We start from the raw sequence: 18161 nt of genomic DNA on the forward strand, positions 1-18161 counted from the left end.
CGGCCGGGGTAGTGCGGAGGTGCGCGGGAGGCGGATGAGGGCTTCGGCGGAGTGGATCTCCCGACCAGTGGCAGGTCTGCGCCGGCACATCGCGGGCAGTCGGCGGTGCAACGGCCCCAACGCCTTTGGCCGACATCGCCGTATCGCGCCGACCCGGAGGAGACCTGATGCCGACCGCCGCAGCGGAAAGACCGGCCGAACTGCCCGACGGGCAGATCGGGGCCGCCCGGAGCGGCCGTTCGTTCGCCCTGCCTCGAGGTACCGGCCGCGCCGCCGCACGTATCGCGTCCCTGACGGTCTGTCAGGGCGCGCTGATGGTGGGACTCGGGCTGCTGATCACCGGGCCCGCCCGTGGGCTGTGGCCGATGACGGTCGAGGACGAGGTCGACGAGGGCTTCGAACACGCCCGGACCGGCACTCTGAACACCCTGTCGTTCCTCGGCTCGGAGGCCGGCAACACCCTCACGGTGATCGCCGTCACCGTGCTGGCGTCCACGGGCCTCGTCCTGCTCCCCCGGCTGCCGATGTGGCGTCAGACGGCCTTCCTCGCCGTCGCGGTGTCGCTCCAGTCGCTGGTGTTCCTGGTCATCACCGAGTCGGTGGACCGCCACCGCCCCGAGGTTCACCGCCTGGACGCCTCCCCGCCCACCTCCAGTTACACGTCCGGCCACACCGGGGCGGCCGCCGCGCTCTACGGCGGACTGGCGGTGCTCGCCCTGTCCCGGCTCCGCGGGCCGTGGCGCCGGATCGTGGGCGGTCTGCTGCTTCTGGTACCGGTGATGGTGGCCGTCGCCCGCCTCTACCGGGGCATGCACCACCCCACAGACGTCATCGGCGGGCTGGTCAACGGCGGCCTGTCCCTGCTGATCGTCGGCCGGGCGCTGTTCACCGACGGGGCCGTGACCGCCCCGGTCGGAGCGAACCCCATGACGTCCGTCGCGGACGCGGGGGCCGACGGGCATGCGACGGCCCCGGGCCGGACCGTGGTCGTCTTCAACCCGACGGTGACCGGCGAAGCCGACTGTGAGGCGCTGCGCGAGGTCCTGGAACGGCACGGGCACCCAGCACCGGTGTTCGTCGAGACCACGGCGGAGGACCCGGGCACGGGTCAGACGGCCGGCGCGGTCCGGGACAGGGCTCGGCTGGTCGTGGTCTGCGGCGGTGACGGCACCCTGCGGGCGGCGGCGGACGCCCTGGCCGGCAGCGGCGTACCGCTGGCCGTCGTGCCCTGTGGCACCGGTAATCTGCTGGCCCGCAACCTCGGCCTGCCTTTGTCCCCCACCGAGGCGCTCGCCGCCGCCCTGCGGGGCGCCCCGCACCGCCTCGACCTCGGCCGCGTCGAGGGGGACGGTCTCACCGCCACCCACTTCGCCGCGATGTCCGGGGCCGGTCTGGACGCCGAGATCATGGAGCACACCGACGACCGCGCCAAGTCCGTCCTGGGCTGGCCCGCCTATGTGCTGGCCGGCGTCGGCGCCCTGCGCACACCGAGGATGCGCCTGAGCGTCCGGCTCGACGACGCGCCCGCCCTGCGCCGCACAGCCCGGATGGTGCTCGTCGGCAATGTCGGGACCGTGCAGGGCGGGACGACGCTCCTGCCGGCCGCCCGCCCCGACGACGGACTGCTCGATCTGCTGATCCTCGACCCGCGCGGTGTCGGCGGCTGGGTACGAGCGCTGGCGACCCTGCTGCGCGGTGGTGCGAAGCGGCCCCGCCCCTCGGACGTGGACACCCTCACGACACGGGACGGCGACCGCAGCGGCATTCCGGTGGAGTTCTTCACGTTCCGCCGGGCCGAACTGACCTTCGACTCCACGCAGTCCCGGGAACTCGACGGCGATCCGGTGGCGCCGGGCCGCCGGTTCACCGCCGAGGTCAGACCGGGGGCGCTGACGGTGCTGCTGCCCGCTGGAGGTGAGTGACATGGGTACCGCGACCAAAGTCCCCGAGACGCGTGACATGACCGGCGACGAGCTGTCCGCCGACGAGGCGCTGGCATCGTTGCGCCGCTACGGCCGCTGGGCCCTGCTGCGCGACTCCTTCGTCCGCTTCCGGTACGCCGACGGCTTCACCCATTCCCGCGCGCTCGCCCTGCAGACGGTCCTGGCGGTGATCCCGCTGGCCATCGCGTTCGTGGGGCTCTCCACCACGCTGCACACCGAGAACATCGGCCGGCTGGCCGAGCTGACGATCCACCGGCTCTCCGAGGGGCCCAGCGCCGACGTGGTCGACGACGCGCTGGAGCGCAGCCGACGGAAGGCGGGCGACGGCGCGCAGGTCGCGCTCTGGTTCGGTCTGCTCTTCTCGCTGGTCAACACCACCACCGCGATGTGCCAGGTGGAGCGGGGCGCCAACCGGATCTACGGCAACGAGCGCGACCGCCCCTTCGGGCACAAGTACCTGCGTGGCCTGGTGATGTCCGTCAGCGCCGGGCTGCCCCTCGGGCTCGGTTTCATCGTCATGGTGGCCGGCGGCGATCTGGCCTCCGCGGCGGTGAGCGTCTACCGGCTCGACGGCGACGCCCAGACCGCCTGGGAGATAATGCGCTGGCCCTTCGGGCTGCTGCTCGCGCTCATCTCGGCCAGCGTGATCTTCCGGCGGGCACCCCGGCGCAGACAACCCGGATACACCTGGCTGGCGTTCGGTGCCGCCGTGTACCTGGTGCTGTGGACGGCCCTGACCTGGCTGCTGAGCCTGTACCTCGGGATCAGCGGCTCGTTCGACACGGTTTACGGCCCGCTCAGCGCCTTCATGTCGCTGCTGCTCTGGGCCTATCTGACCTCCATCGCCCTCTTCCTCGGGCTGGCGTTCGCCGCGCAGTTGGAGGCCGCGCGGGCTCTGCGGCCCAGTCCGATCGAACCCGACCCGGGAGTCTGAATGGTTGTGCGAGCCGCCGTCCGGCATCTGCGAGACCGTCGTCGCCGTGCGGCCGACCGCAGATTCGGCGCCCGGCTGTTCGGTGCGGCTGTCGTCGCCGCCGTCGCCGCCGTGCCCTTCGCCCTGCTGCTCGTCCTCGTCGAGGGCCGGTGGCGGCCACTGCGCCGCCTGGACTCGGGCGCCGCCGAACGACTGCATCAGACGGCCGTGGCCCATCCGGCGTGGACCGGTGTGCTGCGTTTCCTGTCCGACTGGGTCTGGGACCCGGCGGTCCTGCGGACCGCGGTCGCGCTGCTGACCGTGTGGCTGCTGTACCGCGGGGCGTGGCGGCTGGCGGCCTGGTCCGCCGTGACGGCCGTGGCCGGCGGGCTGATCGGGCTCCTGGTCAAGACGGTGGTCGAGCGGGCCAGGCCGTCCCTGGAGGATCCGGTGGCACACGCTCCGGGATTCTCCTTCCCTTCGGGGCACGCGATGACGGCCACCACGTCGTTCGCCGTACTGCTGCTGGTTCTGCTGCCCTTGGTGCCGCGCGCCTGGCGGCCCCTGTCCTGGTGCGTCGCGGTGGTGTCGGTGATCGGGGTCGGATTCACCCGGGTCGCGCTCGGCGTGCACTGGTTCAGCGACGTGGTGGGCGGCTGGCTGCTGGGCCTGGCCGTCGTCGCCCTCACCGCCTGGGCCTTCGAGGCCTGGCGCGCCGAGGCCGGCCGGGGCCATGCCGAGGTGAGCGACGGGCTGGAGCCCGAACTCGTCGACGCCCACCCCGAGCCGTGACCGGAGTCAGTTGACGCCGCCGTTGCCCCCGCTGCACGCCGGCCGCCCGGCGCCGCACCCGATGGCCTGGCATTTCTCACTCTTGGTCCCCGACCGGTGAGAGCCTGCCGGTCCGTGCGGCGCCGTGCCGCTTCCGAAAGCGCCCTCCGGGCCCGCCCGCAGGACGCCGGGCGCCCACCCGCGAGGCGCTACCGGCGTCTCCGTGAAGCGCCCGGTCACAGCGACCACCAGAATGCCTGGCCGGCGGTCATTTCCGCCAGAAGAGGTGGTGAATCACGCCGCTCGCGCTGGGCACGACGTCCATGTGGAACCGGTCCAGCAGTTGGTCGGGCGAGTCCCAGAGGCGCAGACCGGCCCCGAGCTTCACCGGTGCGACGGCCACGTGCATGGTGTCGACGAGACCGGCGTCGAGGAACTCCCGGACGGTGGTCACGCCGCCGCCGAGCCGGACGTCCTTGCCCTGCGCGGCCTCCCGCGCCTGCGCGAGAACGGTGGCAGGGTCGCCGTCCACGAAATGGAAGGTGGTGTCGCCGAGCGTGAAGGATGGACGCTTGTGGTGGGTCAGGACGAACACCGGCGTGTGGAAGGGGGGCTCGTCACCCCACCAGCCGCGCCACTCGTCGTCGCGCCACGGGCCGCGCTGGGGGCCGAACTTGTTACGGCCCATGATCTCGGCGCCGATGTTGTGGCTGAAATCCCGGGTGAAGTAGTCGTCGAGGCCCCGGCTTCCCCCGGGCTCGGTACGGTTGGGCCAGCTCGCCGTGGCGCCTGCCCAGGCGAAGAGCCTTCCCGGATCGATGGCGTGGCCGAAAGGCCGCTCCAGGCTCTGGTCCTCCCCTGCGGCGACGCCGTCGCTCGAGATGGTGAAGTTCTGCACTCGCAGCAGCTGATCCATGTGTTCCCTCATCAGATCCTGTCGCCTCCTCCTGTTACGAGGCGTCGTACATCAGGATGTCGAACGGGACGTGGCCGGATCGACAGCGACGCCCGAGTTCTTTCGCGATACGCCCCGCACGGCCGTTCAGCTGCGTCGTTCGGCGGCACCCCGATGCCCACGGGTGCGGTGCCGGGCCACAAGGAGGACCGGCACCGGCCTTACCTGCGCAGGGCCGCCTCGTCCGGTTGGCTTTCGCGAGCCTTGACGTGCACACGATGTGGCCACAGAATGACCGCACGCTCTGACAACGTTGTCTAAGGGGTTCGTCGATGCCGCAGCACTTCGTGGGGTTCACTCGCCGTCAGGCCTTGCAACTGATCGGCGCAACCGGCACCGTGACCGCCTTCCCGCTCGCCCTGGGTTCGGCCCGGGCTTCCGCCGCGACCACCACGTCCACTCCGGGAACGGACCCCGTCTCCGACACGTACTACCGCGTCCTCCTCAGCCACACCCGCTGGTCGGAACAGCAGTGGGATGCGGCTCAAGGCCACTACACCGAGAAGGACTTCGGCTTCGCGGTCGTGCTCGGCAATGCCGTCCTGCTGACCCGGGGTCCCTACGACGCCGAGCGAGCCGGAGTCGACAAGGACACCCTGCGCGCCCACACTCTCGCCACCTTGAAGCACTTCGCGGCATCCAACCGGCTGACCGGCGGGAGCCAGTGGGGACGCAAGCTGTTCTGGGACACCACGTTCCAGTCGTACTTCGTCCTCGCGGCCCGTCTGTTGTGGGACGACCTCGATGAGGCGACGCGCCGGAACGTCGACACCATCGCTCGCGAACAGGCGCAGTTCACAACCCAGTTGGGCACGGCCGACGACCCCGGCTCCGGCGGCTGGACCCCGCACGGATTGGATGGGGGCTTCGAAGGCGACACCAAGTTGGAGGAGATGGGGGTCTACACCCAGGCTCTGGCCCCTGGCCTGGCCTGGGCGGGCGACGACCCCCGCTACGAGGCATGGCGCGCGGCCTTCGGCCGGTGGAGCCGCAACGAGGCGGGCCTGCCGGCCGCCGATCTCGCCAACCCGGCCCGTGTGGACGGGATCGCCGTCAGCGCGAACACCGCGCAGAACCTCTACGACACGTTCATCGTCGAGAACCATGGCTCGTTCGGCCCGCACTACCAGGAAGAACTCTGGCGGACTTCGGGACGCAACAGCGCCCACTTCCTCGTCGCGGGCCGCCCCCTGCCCGAGGTGTTCACAGCGCAGCCGAATGCCGCGGCTTTGTGGCGCACCCTGCTCGGGGTGATGAGCGATGCGGGAGAGCCCCTGATGCCGATGGTCGCCGACCGCGAACACCTCTACGGCCGCGACGTCATCCCGCTCGCCTTCCTCGCGCAGGTGGCCGGAGACCGCGCCGCCGCCCGCTGCGAACTCGCCCTGGCCGAACGTCTGGAGGCCTACCAGGCCTACCCGCCGCAGTACCGCATGGCCAAGTTCTCGGGCGAGGCCAAGTACGAACCCGAGGCACGTGCCGAACTGGCCATCAGTTATCTGCTCCACGAGTGGCGGGCCCGGTCGGGGCGAGCACCCGTGCGTCCCGTGTCACAGCGTGAGCTCTTCGAGCAGGCGAGCGGCGTCGCCGACTACGGCTCGGCTCCCGGTCTCGTCTCCCACCAGTCGCCGAACGCGTGGGCCGGCGTGGTCAGCAAGGCCGGTTTCGTGAAGTTCGCCTGGCAACCGGCGCATGAGGACTGGCTGTTCGCGCTCAGCGGTACGACTCCGATGTTCCTGCCGACCACCGGCGCCAAGGTCACCGGACGGTCGGTCGTCGCGTACTCCCGGCTGCGGGACGGCTTCGACGGCAGCGCGAGCCTGCTCACGCTGGACGCCGGGTACGCGGGGTTCACCACTCTGCCGTCCGGCGCCGTCGTGTACGCGACCTCCGGTACCGCCGCCGGGGAAGGCCATATCGAGGTGCACAACCTGAACATGCCCGGAATGCCGGGGCTGGACGGAAACCGCACGTACCGGACGGCCGAGGGAAGCACGACGGTCGCGGCACAGGCCGACACCTCGACCCAGGCCGGACCCCGCGTCGACGAACTCACCTTCCCGCGCGGAAAGTTCCGCCATCTGCGGATGCTCGGGACACGCCCCGACCCCTCGTACGGGTACTCGCTGTACGCCTTCGAGATACGCGACGGAGCCACGGGCGCCGACCTGGCGCGCGGCGCCGCGGCGACGGCCTCCGCGTCCTCCTTCGACCCGGGCAGGGCACCCGCGTTCGCGGTCGACGGCGACGGCTCGACCCGTTGGGCGGTGTCCCGTGCGGACCGTCCCCGCGTGGACAGTTGGATCACTGTCGATCTGGGAACGGCCCTGGACGTGGACCGGGTGACGCTGCGCTGGGAGACCGCGGCAGCCCGCGGGTACCGGATGCAGGGGTCGGTCGACGGACAGAAGTGGACCGACCTGGTCGTCTGGCCGCGGGCGGACCTCACCAGCCGCGGCGGCTGGCTGGACATCGACGGCCGTGCCGGTCTCGTCGTGCGCGGCGCCGCCAACCCGATCTCGGTGTACGGCGACACGGTCGTCCTCTCCGACGGACCGGCCGAGGGCCTTCTGGTCGAGGGCCTCCCGGGCGCGACGCCCGAGCGACTGCGCACCGCGGCCGCCCGGAAGAGCCCCTCGGCGCAGTCCCCCCAGGTGAAGGCCGCTCTCACCGACGCCTACCTGAGCCTGTTCAACCTCTCATCGGATCCCGTGACCACCACCGTGGCGATCCCGGGCTCGCGCTCCGACGGAATCCGCCTGTACGCGGGGCTCCAGACCGTCACCGAATCGGGCACGGCTTATCGAGCCGAACTGTCCGCCGCTTCCGCCGTGCTGATGCCTGCGCGCTTCGTCCTGTCCGGAGATCGCGTTCCCGTGGGTCTGCGCGCCGAGGTGATCGACGGCCGCACGCTGCGACTTGGCGGACCCTCCTGCCACGTCACTGTGTCCGCGCAGGGCAGGAGCCTCGGCGCCACGGTCCGTGCGGGCCGAACGACCACGGTCACCGTGCCGCGCGCCACGGCGTACCCTCTTGCCGATCTCGCACTCGGCCGTCCCACGTTCCCGACCACGCCGTTGCCGCCCGGCATGACGGACCCGCATGCCGCGGTCGACGGAGACGAAGGCACGGCGTGGACCCCCGGCCCGGACGGTCGGATGGTCGTAGACCTGGGCGCCGAGCGGCACATCACGGAGATCCGCACCCAATGGCGGGGCGGGCGCATCCCGGCAGCCCAGGCCGAGTTCAGCAAGGACGGCCGTACATACTCCGGAGCGGCACGACTGACGGCCCGGGGAGTGTTGCGCACCGACAGCACGGCCCGCTATGTGGCACTCCGAGTCACCGCCCCGGCCGAAGGCCGTACCGCACTGACAGCCCTCACCATCACCTCGTGACCTGCATCCTGGAGGATTCCACGGCAGGCAGCCCGGTTGCGGCCCACCGGTCGGTCACGCCCGACGTGCACATCGGTCATGCGGTTGCCGACGCGTGCCTGGCGTCGCCGTAGAGTGGCCCAAGGCCGGCTGCTGCGTGGCGAGTTGAGCGGACAGCTCGTCGGAGAGGCGGCTTGGTCCGGTGGGCGTGTTTTTCGCGTCGGCCGGCAGCAGCGATCGGCCTTGGTCGGCCGCAGGAGGGTGGGCAGGGCGGGTCGTCAGCCGCCCGCTTCGCGCAGTGTTCGTTCCTGCGGCTGGTCATGGCTTTCGTGGGGGATCTCCCGACCCGGTTCGCCGGCGTTCGTTCCGGCGGGCGGTGAGAGCCTGTCGACGGCTCCTTCGATCAGGCCCAGGTCGGCCTTGGTGTGGGCGATGGCCGCGTCGAGCAGCAGACAGATCAGCGGGTCGTCGGTGTGGGTGCGGCGCTGTCGGGTCAGTCCGGCGAGTTCGGAGAGGTAGGTCCGGCGCTGCGCTTCGACGAAGGTGTTCAGCGTGTCGGCGCCGAGTGTGGAGGCGCCGAACAGTTTGAGGAAGAGTTCGTCGCGGAACCCGCCCGTGCGCATCCAGGCGGTCGTGGCCCACTCGTGCACTTCCTCCCGGCCGGCCGGTGTGAGGCGGTAGAGGGTTTTGTCGGGCCGGTCCGACTGGGTCACCTGCGAGCGGGTGACGAATCCGTCGCGTACCAGCCGGTCGAGGATCTGGTAGAGGTGGCCGATGTTGAGGCCGCCCCACTGGGGGCCGATGGCCTTCTCGAAGTGTCCCTTGATTTCGTAGCCGTGGCTGTCGCCTTCTGTCAGCAGGGCGAGCACGGCGTGGTGCAGCGGCAATGTACACACCTCCTGGATTGTGACAATGTACCGGTGGATTGTGGCAATGTAGGAGGAGCGGACCGTGGGTGTGAGGTTAAAGAGCGTGACCCGCCGCTATCCGGGGCTGGTTGCCCTGGACAGGGTCGATCTGGAGATCGGGGACGGCGAGGCGGTCGCGATCACTGGCCCGTCGGGGTCGGGGAAGTCCACTGTGCTGCACCTCATCGGCGGCATGGACCGGCCTGACGAGGGGACGATCGAGGTCGACGGGCAGGAGTTGACACCCCGTCGGCTGGACGCGCACCGACGCCGTACCGGGTTTGTGTTCCAGCGCTTCCATCTGCTGTCCGCCCTCACGGTGCTGGACAACGTGCTCGCTCCGGTCCTGCCGCGCCGGGTGGACTTCGACCGCAGGGCCCGGGCGATGGAACTGCTGGAGGCGGTGGGTCTGGCGTCCCGCGCCGACGCGCTGCCGTCCGAGCTTTCGGGCGGCCAGCAGCAGCGGGTGGCCATCTCCCGTGCGCTGATCGGGCGGCCGGGGCTGCTGCTCGCGGACGAGCCGACCGGCAACCTCGACAGTACGACCGGCCGGGAGATCGTCGATCTGCTGTTCTCCCTGCGCGAGCGTTACGGCATGACCCTGCTGCTGAGCACGCATGATCCCGAGGTCGCCGTCAGCTGTGACCGGATCGTCCGGCTGCGCGACGGCCGTGTCGTCGCCGACGAACAGGTGACTCCTGCGGCTGACGTGCTCGACCGGCTCGGAGGCCTGCGCCCGTGATCGCCATGATCCTTTCCCAGCTGCGGCGCCGGCGCTCGCGCGCCCTGGCGCTCGCCTCGGGCATCCTGGTCGCCGCCACCGGTTTCACCCTGCTCACCTCGACCGTCACCACCAGCCAGGCCCGTACCACCGGCCTCGTCGAGGACAGCTCCCGCTCCGCCTACGACATCCTGGTCCGGCCGCCGGGCACCGGCACCGCCGTCGAACGCGAACAGGGCCTGGTGGAGGCGAATTTCCTGTCGGGCATCTTCGGCGGCATCACCCTCGCCCAGTACGAGCGGATCAAGCATCTCGCCGGTGTCGAGACGGCCGCGCCCGTCGCCAATGTCGGCTACCTGATGGTGCAGAGCACCGTCCCCGTCGACGTGTCCGCGTTCCGCGACAGCGGCAAGCCCGCCCAGCTCCTGCGCCTCACACCCCAGTTGACGGCGGGCCTCGGCACCTATCCGGCCGCCGACCAGTACGTCTACCTCACCCGTAACCCCATCGTCACCCACCAGAAGTGGAACAAGGACGAGACCCTCTGGCCCGGTCTCCAGCACGAGATCGACGGCGCCGACCGGTACGCGGTGTGCTGGTTCTACAACGAGGACAAGAACGGCGACACCCACGACACCCAGGGCGAGCCACTGCCCCAGCCGCTCTTCGAGTGGAACCCCGTGCCAAAGACCGCCTACACCCCAGACGCGCGCTCACGCATGACATGTGTACCGGGCGACGGCAAGGCCGTCGCGCAGATACCGGTCGCCTACCCGGTACTGCTGTCGGCCGTCGATCCGAGCGCGGAGGACGCCCTGGTGGGCCTGGGCTCGGCGGTCACCTCCGGCCGGATGCTCACCACGAAGGACAGGCCCTTCTGGGGACCGGACGCCTTCGACCTGAACCCCGTGGAGTCGCAGCGCCAGCACGACTGGCAGGTCCCGGTGGTGCTCAGCAGCCAGGCCCTGACCGCCGGCACGCTGAAGGCCACCGTGCAGCAACTCGACGTCGGCGACCCGACGACCCTCGCCGCGAAGCTGAGCAGCCCGCAGGCCCACGACTTCGTGAACTCCTTGAAGGGGACGGACGTGGGCCGGGCGAGCGCCGACCTCGGCACAGGTCTGCGCACCGTCACCACCGCCGACGACTTCGAGCTACCCGTGTACTGGACCGTCGGCCCCGTCGACTACACCGCCACGAAGGACGGTCTCACGGCACGGACCCGGCCCGCCCAGTCGTCCGACCTGTGGAAGACCAACTGGGAGGACGAGCTGGTACCCAACGTCCCGGAGGAGAACCAGGGAACCCAGTACCGCGAGGTCACCGCTCACACCTCCACCACCTGCATGAACACCCGGAACTGCGACTATGAGAACGCCGGGCGCGGCGCGACCCCGATCCTGAACATCGTCGGCCGCTACGACACCGACCAGCTCCGTGGGTTCTCCACGCTCTCCCAGGTCCCTCTGGAGACCTACCGTTCGCCTCAGGTCACCGGCGCGGACAAGGCGTCCCGCTCCGCGCTCGGCGACCAGCCGCTGCGTCCCGACCGGAACCTCGGCGGCTACCTCAGCCCGCCGCCCACCTTGCTCACCACCCTCGATTCCCTCTCCGTCATCACCCACAGCCGCAGGACACCCACCGCGCAGGAGAAGGCGCCGGTCAGTGCAGTCCGTATCAGGGTGGCCGGAGTCAGCGGCGTGGACGCCGCTTCCCGCGCCCGCGTCGCCTCCGTCGCAGGACAGATCCGCGCCGCCTACCCCGAACTCCAGGTCGACGTGACCGTCGGCAGCTCCCCTGCTCCGCAGACGGTCGCCCTGCCGCACGGCGTGAAGATCACCGAGTACTGGGTCGCCAAGGGCGTCGCCCTGCGGATCCTCAAAGCCGTGGACGGCAAGAGCGCCGTCCTGTTCGCACTGGTCCTGGTGGTCTGCGCACTGTTCATCGGACAGGCCGCCCTGGCCTCCGTACGGTCGCGCCGCACCGAGATCGGAACTCTGCGCTGCGTCGGTTGGAGTGCCCCGGAGATCCTCCGGCTCATCCTCGGCGAGCTCGCGGTGATCGGACTCGGTGCGGGCACGTTGGGCGCCCTTCTCGCCTACGGCCTGGGAGCCTCGCTCGACCTGTCCGTCTCCGCGGCCAAGGCGGCTGCCGTGCTGCCCGTCGCCCTGTTGCTCGCGCTGAGCGCCGGGCTGCCGCCTGCCTGGCGGGCCACCCGCGTCCAGCCGCTGGACGCCGTCACCGCCCCGGTCACCGGCGCCCGCCGCGCAGCCACCGCCCGTTCCATCGCCGGCCTCGCGCTGAACAACCTGCTGCGCGTTCCCGGTCGGACGGTGCTGGGCGCGGCCGGACTCGCGCTCGGCGTCGCCGCGTTCACCGTGCTGCTCACCCTGACGCTCGCTTTCCAGGGCGAGATCGCGGGCTCGTTGCTGGGCAACGCGGTCGTCGCGCAGGCCCGTACGGCCGACTACCTCAGCGTCGCCCTGACCTTGCTGCTCGGCGCCGCCGGCGCCGTGGACGTCCTGCTCCTCTCCCTGCGCGAACGAGCCGCCGATCTCGCCGTGCTGAGCGCTTCCGGCTGGTCGAGGCGGGAACTCGGCCGCCTCGCACTGTACGAAGGGGCAGGGCTGGCGCTGCTGGGCGGCCTTACGGGATCTGTCGTGGGACTGGCCACCGTCCTCGCGGTGGGCCAAGGGCTGTGGGACGGAAGGTTTCTGACGATGACCGGCGCAGCGCTGCTGTCCACGCTGGCGGGCGTCGGCCTGGTCTGCGGGGTCCTCGCGCTCAGCGTGCGCACACTGCACCGCACCTCACCGGCACACCTGCTCGCCGGAGAGTAGGACGTGTGATCGCGCGGGCGGCGGAAGCGCCGGAAGATCGCCCCGGCCGGGCCGTGTTCTCGGAGCTGTCGACAACCGCCGCTCGCCGAGGAAGCGTCCTCTGTCTACTTGGCTCCGCCCGCCGTGAACAGGAAGTTTCTGACACACCCCGTCGGCGCGCGAGGTGGCGGTCACTGTGTGCAACTGCGAGCGGTCACCCGGCGGCGGACAGCCGACGTCGGAGCTCCTCCTCCGAGACGTCTTCCACGTGGGTCAGAAACACCCACAGGTGACCCGAAGGATCCTTGAGGATGACGGTGCGGTCGCCATGGAACATGTCTGTCGGCGGCTGGAGGACCTCGGCACCGGCAGCCTCTGCGCGCTTCGCCAAGCTGTCGACGTCCGGCACGAAGACATGCAGCGTGACGGACGTGCCTCCACCAAGCGAGGCGGGCGCGGCGAAGGAGCCGGTCCCGGCCTCTTCCACGCCGGCGTCGCCCAGCATCAGCACCGACCGTCCGATGGTGATCTCGGCGTGCAGAATCCCGCCGCCCGGAGCATCGACCCTGAACTCCTCACGAGCACCGAACGCCCGCCGGTAGAAGTCGATCGCCGCGGCGGCGTCATCGACCATGATGTGCGGGATCACGGCGTAGCGGTAACGGTCGGGAATCTCGATGCCAGCTGTGCTCTCAGCCATGACGAACCTCCTTCAAAGGCACCGCCGGTCTGCCCCTGCGGCTCTGGAACGAACCTAGAACCTCGACCATGGTCGAGGTCAAACACCGATGCGCCTTGGGGGGCTGGAGGCTCCGCTCGACGGCTGACCCCTCAGGACACGCAGGACCTGGAACCTCCCCGAAGGATTTGTCGATCACTGTCGAGTGCGACGAGGGTGGTGATCGCGGGGCTGGGCAGCCTGCGTCAGGCGACCAGCTCGTAGATGCTCACGGCAGTCAGCCACAGGCCGACGACGAGGGACAGCGTGACAATCAGCTGCTCCTGGTTCCGGCCCAACCAGTTCCGCAGGGCATTCAGCCGGGCTTCCGCGGCCGCAGGGGCCCAGACTGCGTACATCTCCATGACGATGAGGCTGAGGGTGGCCAGCAGGCAATAGCCGGTCAACGCGAACCAGTCGCCGGCGGTGGAGAGGTCCGCCTCGAGAGCCGTCGCAGCACCGGCGCCGACCAGTCCCCAGGGCTGCAGCAGCCACGCCAGACCGGCTGCCGTAACCCAGGAAGCATTGTCGACCCGGGCGGCCCAGCGCGGTGGGCCGTGCGGGCGGGGCGGCCGGTGTCGCCGGTGTGCGCCGTACACCACCAGCATCAGACCGATGGCGAGTTTCGCGGCGATCACGGCGGTCGAGGGCGCGCTGTGGCGGGCCGGGGGCTGACCACCGGTCAGCAGCACCACGACGGCAATCACGGCGATCAGGTCGGCCAGCCACGACAACAGGAATGCCAGCCCCTGCCGGGCGCCGCGCCGCGAGGAGAGCAGCAGGATGAAGGCGCTGTTGTGCAAGGGCCCCAGGGTGATGGCCGTTCCGATCACCACCAGGTCGAGGACCATCGGACCAGTCGCTCCTGGGCGTCAGAGCCGTCCGCCGCCCATCGACTGGGGGCCGGCCGGCAGAGGGATGCGGCGCCGCCACGGTGCCGCATCCCGACTGTGCAGGTGACGGCCTGGCGGGTCAAGCAGGCCACGCCCAGGAAGCCCTGCCGGTCTGTTTCCGAAGTGCATCGCCGACTTGCGTCTGCCTCGGCTTCAACGAGCCGCCGCCCAACGCAGGGAACGCGCACGCACTCGCAGCGAAAAGGGCATCCGCTGGAGCGGACGCCCCCTCAACGCCGCAGCCTGACCGACCGCGAACCGCAGCTCCCGAGCGCCGGAGGGGCAGGTCCAGGAGAAGGACAGCGACAGAAGGGCGACTCAGGAGGCGAACGGCTCGATCTCCCCCGCGAAGACGATGACCTGATCGATGAGGCTCCGTCGCAGATGGACGACGTCCGTTCCCGCCAGGCGGGGGCCTCCGTCAGGCGTGGTGAAGACCCACTGGTACCGGGCCCATTCGTCGGGCATGTCCACCGCTGAGCAGCGCACCATCGTGCCGGTTCCTGCCGGGTGGCGCCGGATGTCCAGCACGAACCGCTCAACGGCCGCGATTCCTTCGCTGCGACCCAACGGTCCCCAGAAGACCACGTCCGAGGTCAGGGCCTGAGAGAGCAGGGCCGTCACATGGCTGTCGTCCGAGGCGTTGAACGCGGAGATGAACGTGTCGATCGCGGAGCGTGCGGTCTCTTCCTGCATGCCCCAGTAATACCAGCCGTTTCGCGTGCGCTCGTCCCACAAGCCACCTTCCGATCACTGCCGCCGCCTTCAACAACAGCGGTCGTCGCGTGACTCGAACCGGGACCGCGGCCGACTGAAGCCGGCGACGACCTCTGCAGTTTCGGCAACACGAACCCGACGATGCAAACAAAAGTTGTCAAGGGCGCTCAAGGGTAACTACAGTTGTCGCATGACTTCGATGGAGATCACCCCCGAAGAACACGCCGAGCTGGGCAAGGCTCTTACCGATGCCCTCACCCCGCTTGCTGCCGCCATACGCTCCCGCACGTCGGGGCTGCCGGAGTCCCGCATGTGGGAGGCGGACCCGGTTGAGGTGGCCCTGTCCGTCCTCGCCGCGTGGAAAGTGGTGGATACCGAAGTCAAGCGGCTGACGGCGGTCGCCGCGACGACCGCCGGCTCCTACGGTGCGAGCTATGAGCAGATGGGCACCGTCTGGGGCATCACCCGCCAAGGCGCGCGCAAGAAGTGGCCCAACTCGGTCCCCCGCAACGTGCCCGCGGCGGCGCATACGGGTACGGCCCTCGGACTCTTCGGCGGCACCGCCGAACTGACCCAGGATCCGTCATCCGGCCGGTGGACCTGGACCGGCGAGGGCGCGGACGAAACGCGCGCCGCCGCCGGGGACAACACCTGGTACGCGACGAAGGAAGAGGCCGCCGCTCATGCCGGAGCATTCCTGCGAGAGCACGCCACCGGCCTGCTGTAGTCGGTCACCTTCCGGTCATGCGCCACGCGCACCGGAGTGTGGTGGTCTCCGCTGTCGCCCGCTCGGGCACCAGGCATGCGTTCAGAAGACGGTGCCATCGCGAATAACGGACTGCATCCGCGACGCGGGAGCGCATCGCCTCAGCCGGCGCAGTGCCACACCTAGCCGATCTGCGGCCCGAGGCTGTGGCCTCCGCCGCTCCCTGGCGGCTACTCACTGCGCGTTGCAGTCTTTCTTCGATGGACCAGTGCATGTGAAGCTACTGGGCCGAACGGAGTGTCCCCTGCCCACGGGTCGCCCGCACGGACGGTGACGCCAGAGAGGATGACCGCATGACTACCGCCAAGCGCCGCTACGGCCTGACGTGGACCGACCCGGATGGTGCCCCACAGGCTTCCGGCAGCCGGTACGACAAACGCTCCGCCACGAAGCGACGGCGTGCTCTGGAAGCGGTCGGCTGTACGCGTGTCGAAGTTGTCGTCGTCGAGCCTGGACAGCTCCCGGAACCAGCGCTCTGACCAGTCTGTACCGCTCACGCCACCCGAGGCGGGTGCCCACGCGCAACAGCGGCGCACGTGCGGGCACAAGCGCGGGGGTGCCGTCCTCGTAGGTGTAGATGGCACTGTCGATGGCCAGGTCACCTGCCTCTGGGGTGTCGCGCCTTTTGGGCGAGATGCTCTTGCAAGTCGGTGACGGCGGCTCTCGGCTCGCCCTGTCCAGGCGCTGCCACGGACGGCCGGTCAGGCCTCCGGCGGGCCTTCGGGGATCGCGTGCACCTCAACCGGGTCGTTGCCGGGCTTTCCGCCCGGTCCAGGACACGCCGACGCTCGTGCGGCGATCTCCAGGGCCCTGCCCTCGGTCTTGACGTCAACCACCCAGTACCCGGCCAGGATGGGGCCCGCCTGGGCCGGCCCGTCAGTCACCTGCGGGCGACCGTCGCTGCCGGCCCGTACCGTCTTGACCTGCGAAGGGCCTCCGAGGCCTTGCCCGTCGACCCATTCACCGGCGGACGTGAGGTCGGCGTTGAGAGAGTTCATGTGAGCGAACATGGCTTCCATGTCGTCCTTGGAGTATGACGACATGATGGTGTCCCACTCGGCGGCAGGCACGTTCATCTGGATCATGTACTTCATGTTTCTCACCCTTCCTGGGTGGCCGCTGGGCTTCGCTTCTGATGCTTACAACGAGGTAGACAGCCGGGAGCAGCGAAACTCATCGGTGCCCTCCGACGATGTGGTGTCCGTGCGTCCCGCGACCGCCTGGGCCGGCAATTTCTCCGCAGCCTCGGCGGCGGTGCCGGGCGCGCCCTCACCCGGCTGCCAGGCGTGAACAGCGGGGAATCGGAGCCCCGGTGATGAGTTTCCGCGTCCACACCCGTCACACCTATGACGGGACACGACGAGGCGGAAGGATGACGTGATGAGCGTGGACACGCGGCTGGAGGAGATGGGCGTGAGCGGGCCTGCCGAGGTCGACGAGCCGGAGTTCTCGAGGCTGGCGGAGCGGCACCGGCGGGAGCTGCACGTGCACTGCTACCGGATGCTCGGGTCGTTCGAGGACGCCGAGGACACCGTGCAGGAAACGTTCCTCCGTGCCTGGCGGCGGCGGGAGACCTTCGAGGGGCGGTCGACGTTCCGCGCCTGGCTGTACCGGATCGCCACCAACGCCTGTCTGGACCTGCTCGCCAAGTGCCGCCCGGAACCCGCCACCGGCGGCGAGGTGCCGTGGCTTCAGCCCTACCCGGACCAGCTGCTCGACGAGCTGCCCGCGGGCGATGCGGACGATCCGGAGACCGCCGCCGTCGCGCGGGAGACGATCGAGCTGGCGTACCTGGTCGCGGCGCAGCACCTCGCGCCGCGACCACGGGCCGTGCTGATCCTCAGGGACGTGGTCGGCTGGCCGGCGAAGGACGTCGCGGAGCTCCTCGGGGACTCCGTCAATTCCGTGAACAGCGCGCTCCAGCGGGCCCACGCCGGCATGCGCGAGCACCTTCCGTCCGAGCGGCAGGACTGGACCGGCGGCGAACAGGACGCCGGGACAAGCGAGTTGGTGCGCCGTTATACGGACGCCAGCGTGGCCACGGACGTCCGTCGGCTCGCCACACTGCTGCGGGACGACGTCCGCTGCTCGATGCCGCCCACACCGGGCCTGTACGTCGGCCGCGACACTGTGGTGAACGACTGGGTCGAGAGCGGTTTCGAGGGCATGAAGGGCCTGCGTGCCGTCATCACCTCCGTGAATCGGCAGCCGGCCGTCGCGTTCTACCTGTGGCGGAAGCAGGAGGGCGCCTACCTGCCGCTGACGATCGACGTCCTGCGCGTCACCGGCGGGGCGATCTCCGAGATCGTCACGTTCCACGGCGACCGGTTCCCGCGGCTCGGGCTGCCGGAGCGCCTGCCGGCGCGCGGCACGGAGTAGTCCCGTTGTGGACGCTCACGCTGCCGCGTAGGCCACCATCTCGCGAGGCTTGAGGATCACACCGGCCCCTCCTCCCCGCGCACCGTCGATCATCGGTGACTCAATTCCTGCGCCACTCACCGGCTTTCGTCCACCGCCGTCCCTCACCGTCCACCGCCGGCCTCCAGCGCCCTCCAACGCCCTCCAACGCCCTCGGGTATTGCACCTTGCCCAACACGCACACCTGGCAGTGGCTGGGGCAGAAGGGTGGGGAAGCGCGCAGCTCGGCAGGTTGTCGTCCT

Annotated in this window: 14 protein-coding genes and 1 pseudogene; 9 read left to right on the forward strand and 6 right to left on the reverse strand. The window is 70.2% G+C overall.

Annotated features, from left to right (window positions below; genetic code table 11):
* Positions 1–167 precede the first annotated feature (167 nt).
* From OG440_RS00465 to OG440_RS00475, 3 genes are read left to right on the forward strand one after another with little or no spacing between them, the layout of a single operon-like run.
* A complete protein-coding gene (locus OG440_RS00465) occupies positions 168–1922 on the forward strand; it encodes a diacylglycerol kinase family protein (RefSeq protein ID WP_406004809.1) in 1755 nt (584 codons plus the stop codon).
* Position 1923: 1 nt separating this feature from the next.
* Positions 1924–2877, forward strand: a complete 954-nt coding sequence (locus tag OG440_RS00470) for a YihY/virulence factor BrkB family protein (RefSeq protein WP_406004810.1) — start codon at positions 1924–1926, stop codon at positions 2875–2877.
* A complete protein-coding gene (locus tag OG440_RS00475) occupies positions 2878–3648 on the forward strand; it encodes a phosphatase PAP2 family protein (RefSeq protein WP_406004811.1) in 771 nt (256 codons plus the stop codon).
* A 247-nt stretch (positions 3649–3895) separates the two neighbouring features.
* Here OG440_RS00475 and OG440_RS00480 read toward each other — a convergent pair whose 3' ends face one another.
* Positions 3896–4543 (reverse strand): dihydrofolate reductase family protein, encoded by a 648-nt coding sequence (locus tag OG440_RS00480; protein ID WP_406004812.1) that lies wholly within the window; start codon positions 4541–4543, stop codon positions 3896–3898.
* 311 nt (positions 4544–4854) lie between these two features.
* On the opposite strand from OG440_RS00480, the gene OG440_RS00485 reads away from it, so the two are divergent.
* The gene (locus OG440_RS00485) at positions 4855–7980 is read left to right on the forward strand and encodes a discoidin domain-containing protein (RefSeq protein ID WP_406004813.1); all 3126 of its coding nucleotides are present in this window, start codon (positions 4855–4857) and stop codon (positions 7978–7980) included.
* A 257-nt stretch (positions 7981–8237) separates the two neighbouring features.
* On the opposite strand, the gene OG440_RS00490 is transcribed toward OG440_RS00485, so the two are convergent.
* Positions 8238–8855, reverse strand: a complete 618-nt coding sequence (locus OG440_RS00490; RefSeq protein ID WP_406004814.1) for a PadR family transcriptional regulator — start codon at positions 8853–8855, stop codon at positions 8238–8240.
* 55 nt (positions 8856–8910) lie between these two features.
* Here OG440_RS00490 and OG440_RS00495 point away from each other — a divergent pair, with 55 nt between their 5' ends.
* On the forward strand, positions 8911–9609 hold the full coding sequence (locus OG440_RS00495) for an ABC transporter ATP-binding protein (RefSeq protein WP_406004815.1): 699 nt from the start codon (positions 8911–8913) through the stop codon (positions 9607–9609).
* Positions 9610–9614: 5 nt separating this feature from the next.
* On the forward strand, positions 9615–12428 hold the full coding sequence (locus OG440_RS00500; RefSeq protein WP_406004816.1) for an FtsX-like permease family protein: 2814 nt from the start codon (positions 9615–9617) through the stop codon (positions 12426–12428).
* Positions 12429–12621: 193 nt separating this feature from the next.
* On the opposite strand, the gene OG440_RS00505 is transcribed toward OG440_RS00500, so the two are convergent.
* Both OG440_RS00505 and OG440_RS00510 read right to left on the reverse strand, forming a co-directional pair.
* Positions 12622–13107, reverse strand: a complete 486-nt coding sequence (locus tag OG440_RS00505) for a VOC family protein (RefSeq protein ID WP_406004817.1) — start codon at positions 13105–13107, stop codon at positions 12622–12624.
* A gap of 224 nt (positions 13108–13331) precedes the next feature.
* Positions 13332–13976 carry a GAP family protein gene (locus OG440_RS00510; RefSeq protein WP_406004818.1) on the reverse strand — a complete coding sequence of 215 codons (645 nt, stop codon included), beginning with the start codon at positions 13974–13976 and terminating at the stop codon, positions 13332–13334.
* Positions 13977–14181: 205 nt separating this feature from the next.
* Here OG440_RS00510 and OG440_RS00515 point away from each other — a divergent pair.
* Positions 14182–14265, forward strand: a pseudogene (locus OG440_RS00515) (IS630 family transposase); the annotation flags it as partial.
* 71 nt (positions 14266–14336) lie between these two features.
* On the opposite strand, the gene OG440_RS00520 reads toward OG440_RS00515, so the two are convergent.
* Positions 14337–14714, reverse strand: a complete 378-nt coding sequence (locus OG440_RS00520) for a nuclear transport factor 2 family protein (protein WP_406004819.1) — start codon at positions 14712–14714, stop codon at positions 14337–14339.
* Positions 14715–14925: 211 nt separating this feature from the next.
* Here OG440_RS00520 and OG440_RS00525 point away from each other — a divergent pair, with 211 nt between their 5' ends.
* Positions 14926–15462 carry a hypothetical protein gene (locus OG440_RS00525; RefSeq protein ID WP_406004820.1) on the forward strand — a complete coding sequence of 179 codons (537 nt, stop codon included), beginning with the start codon at positions 14926–14928 and terminating at the stop codon, positions 15460–15462.
* Positions 15463–16202: 740 nt separating this feature from the next.
* Here OG440_RS00525 and OG440_RS00530 read toward each other — a convergent pair.
* Positions 16203–16595, reverse strand: coding sequence for a YciI family protein (locus OG440_RS00530; protein ID WP_406004821.1), 393 nt, complete (start codon positions 16593–16595; stop codon positions 16203–16205).
* Positions 16596–16881: 286 nt separating this feature from the next.
* Between OG440_RS00530 and OG440_RS00535 the strand changes: the two genes are divergently transcribed.
* Positions 16882–17880 carry an RNA polymerase subunit sigma-70 gene (locus tag OG440_RS00535; protein ID WP_406004822.1) on the forward strand — a complete coding sequence of 333 codons (999 nt, stop codon included), beginning with the start codon at positions 16882–16884 and terminating at the stop codon, positions 17878–17880.
* Positions 17881–18161 lie beyond the last annotated feature (281 nt).

This window comes from Streptomyces sp. NBC_00637 (genome assembly GCF_045161545.1).
GTDB lineage: Bacteria > Actinomycetota > Actinomycetes > Streptomycetales > Streptomycetaceae > Streptomyces.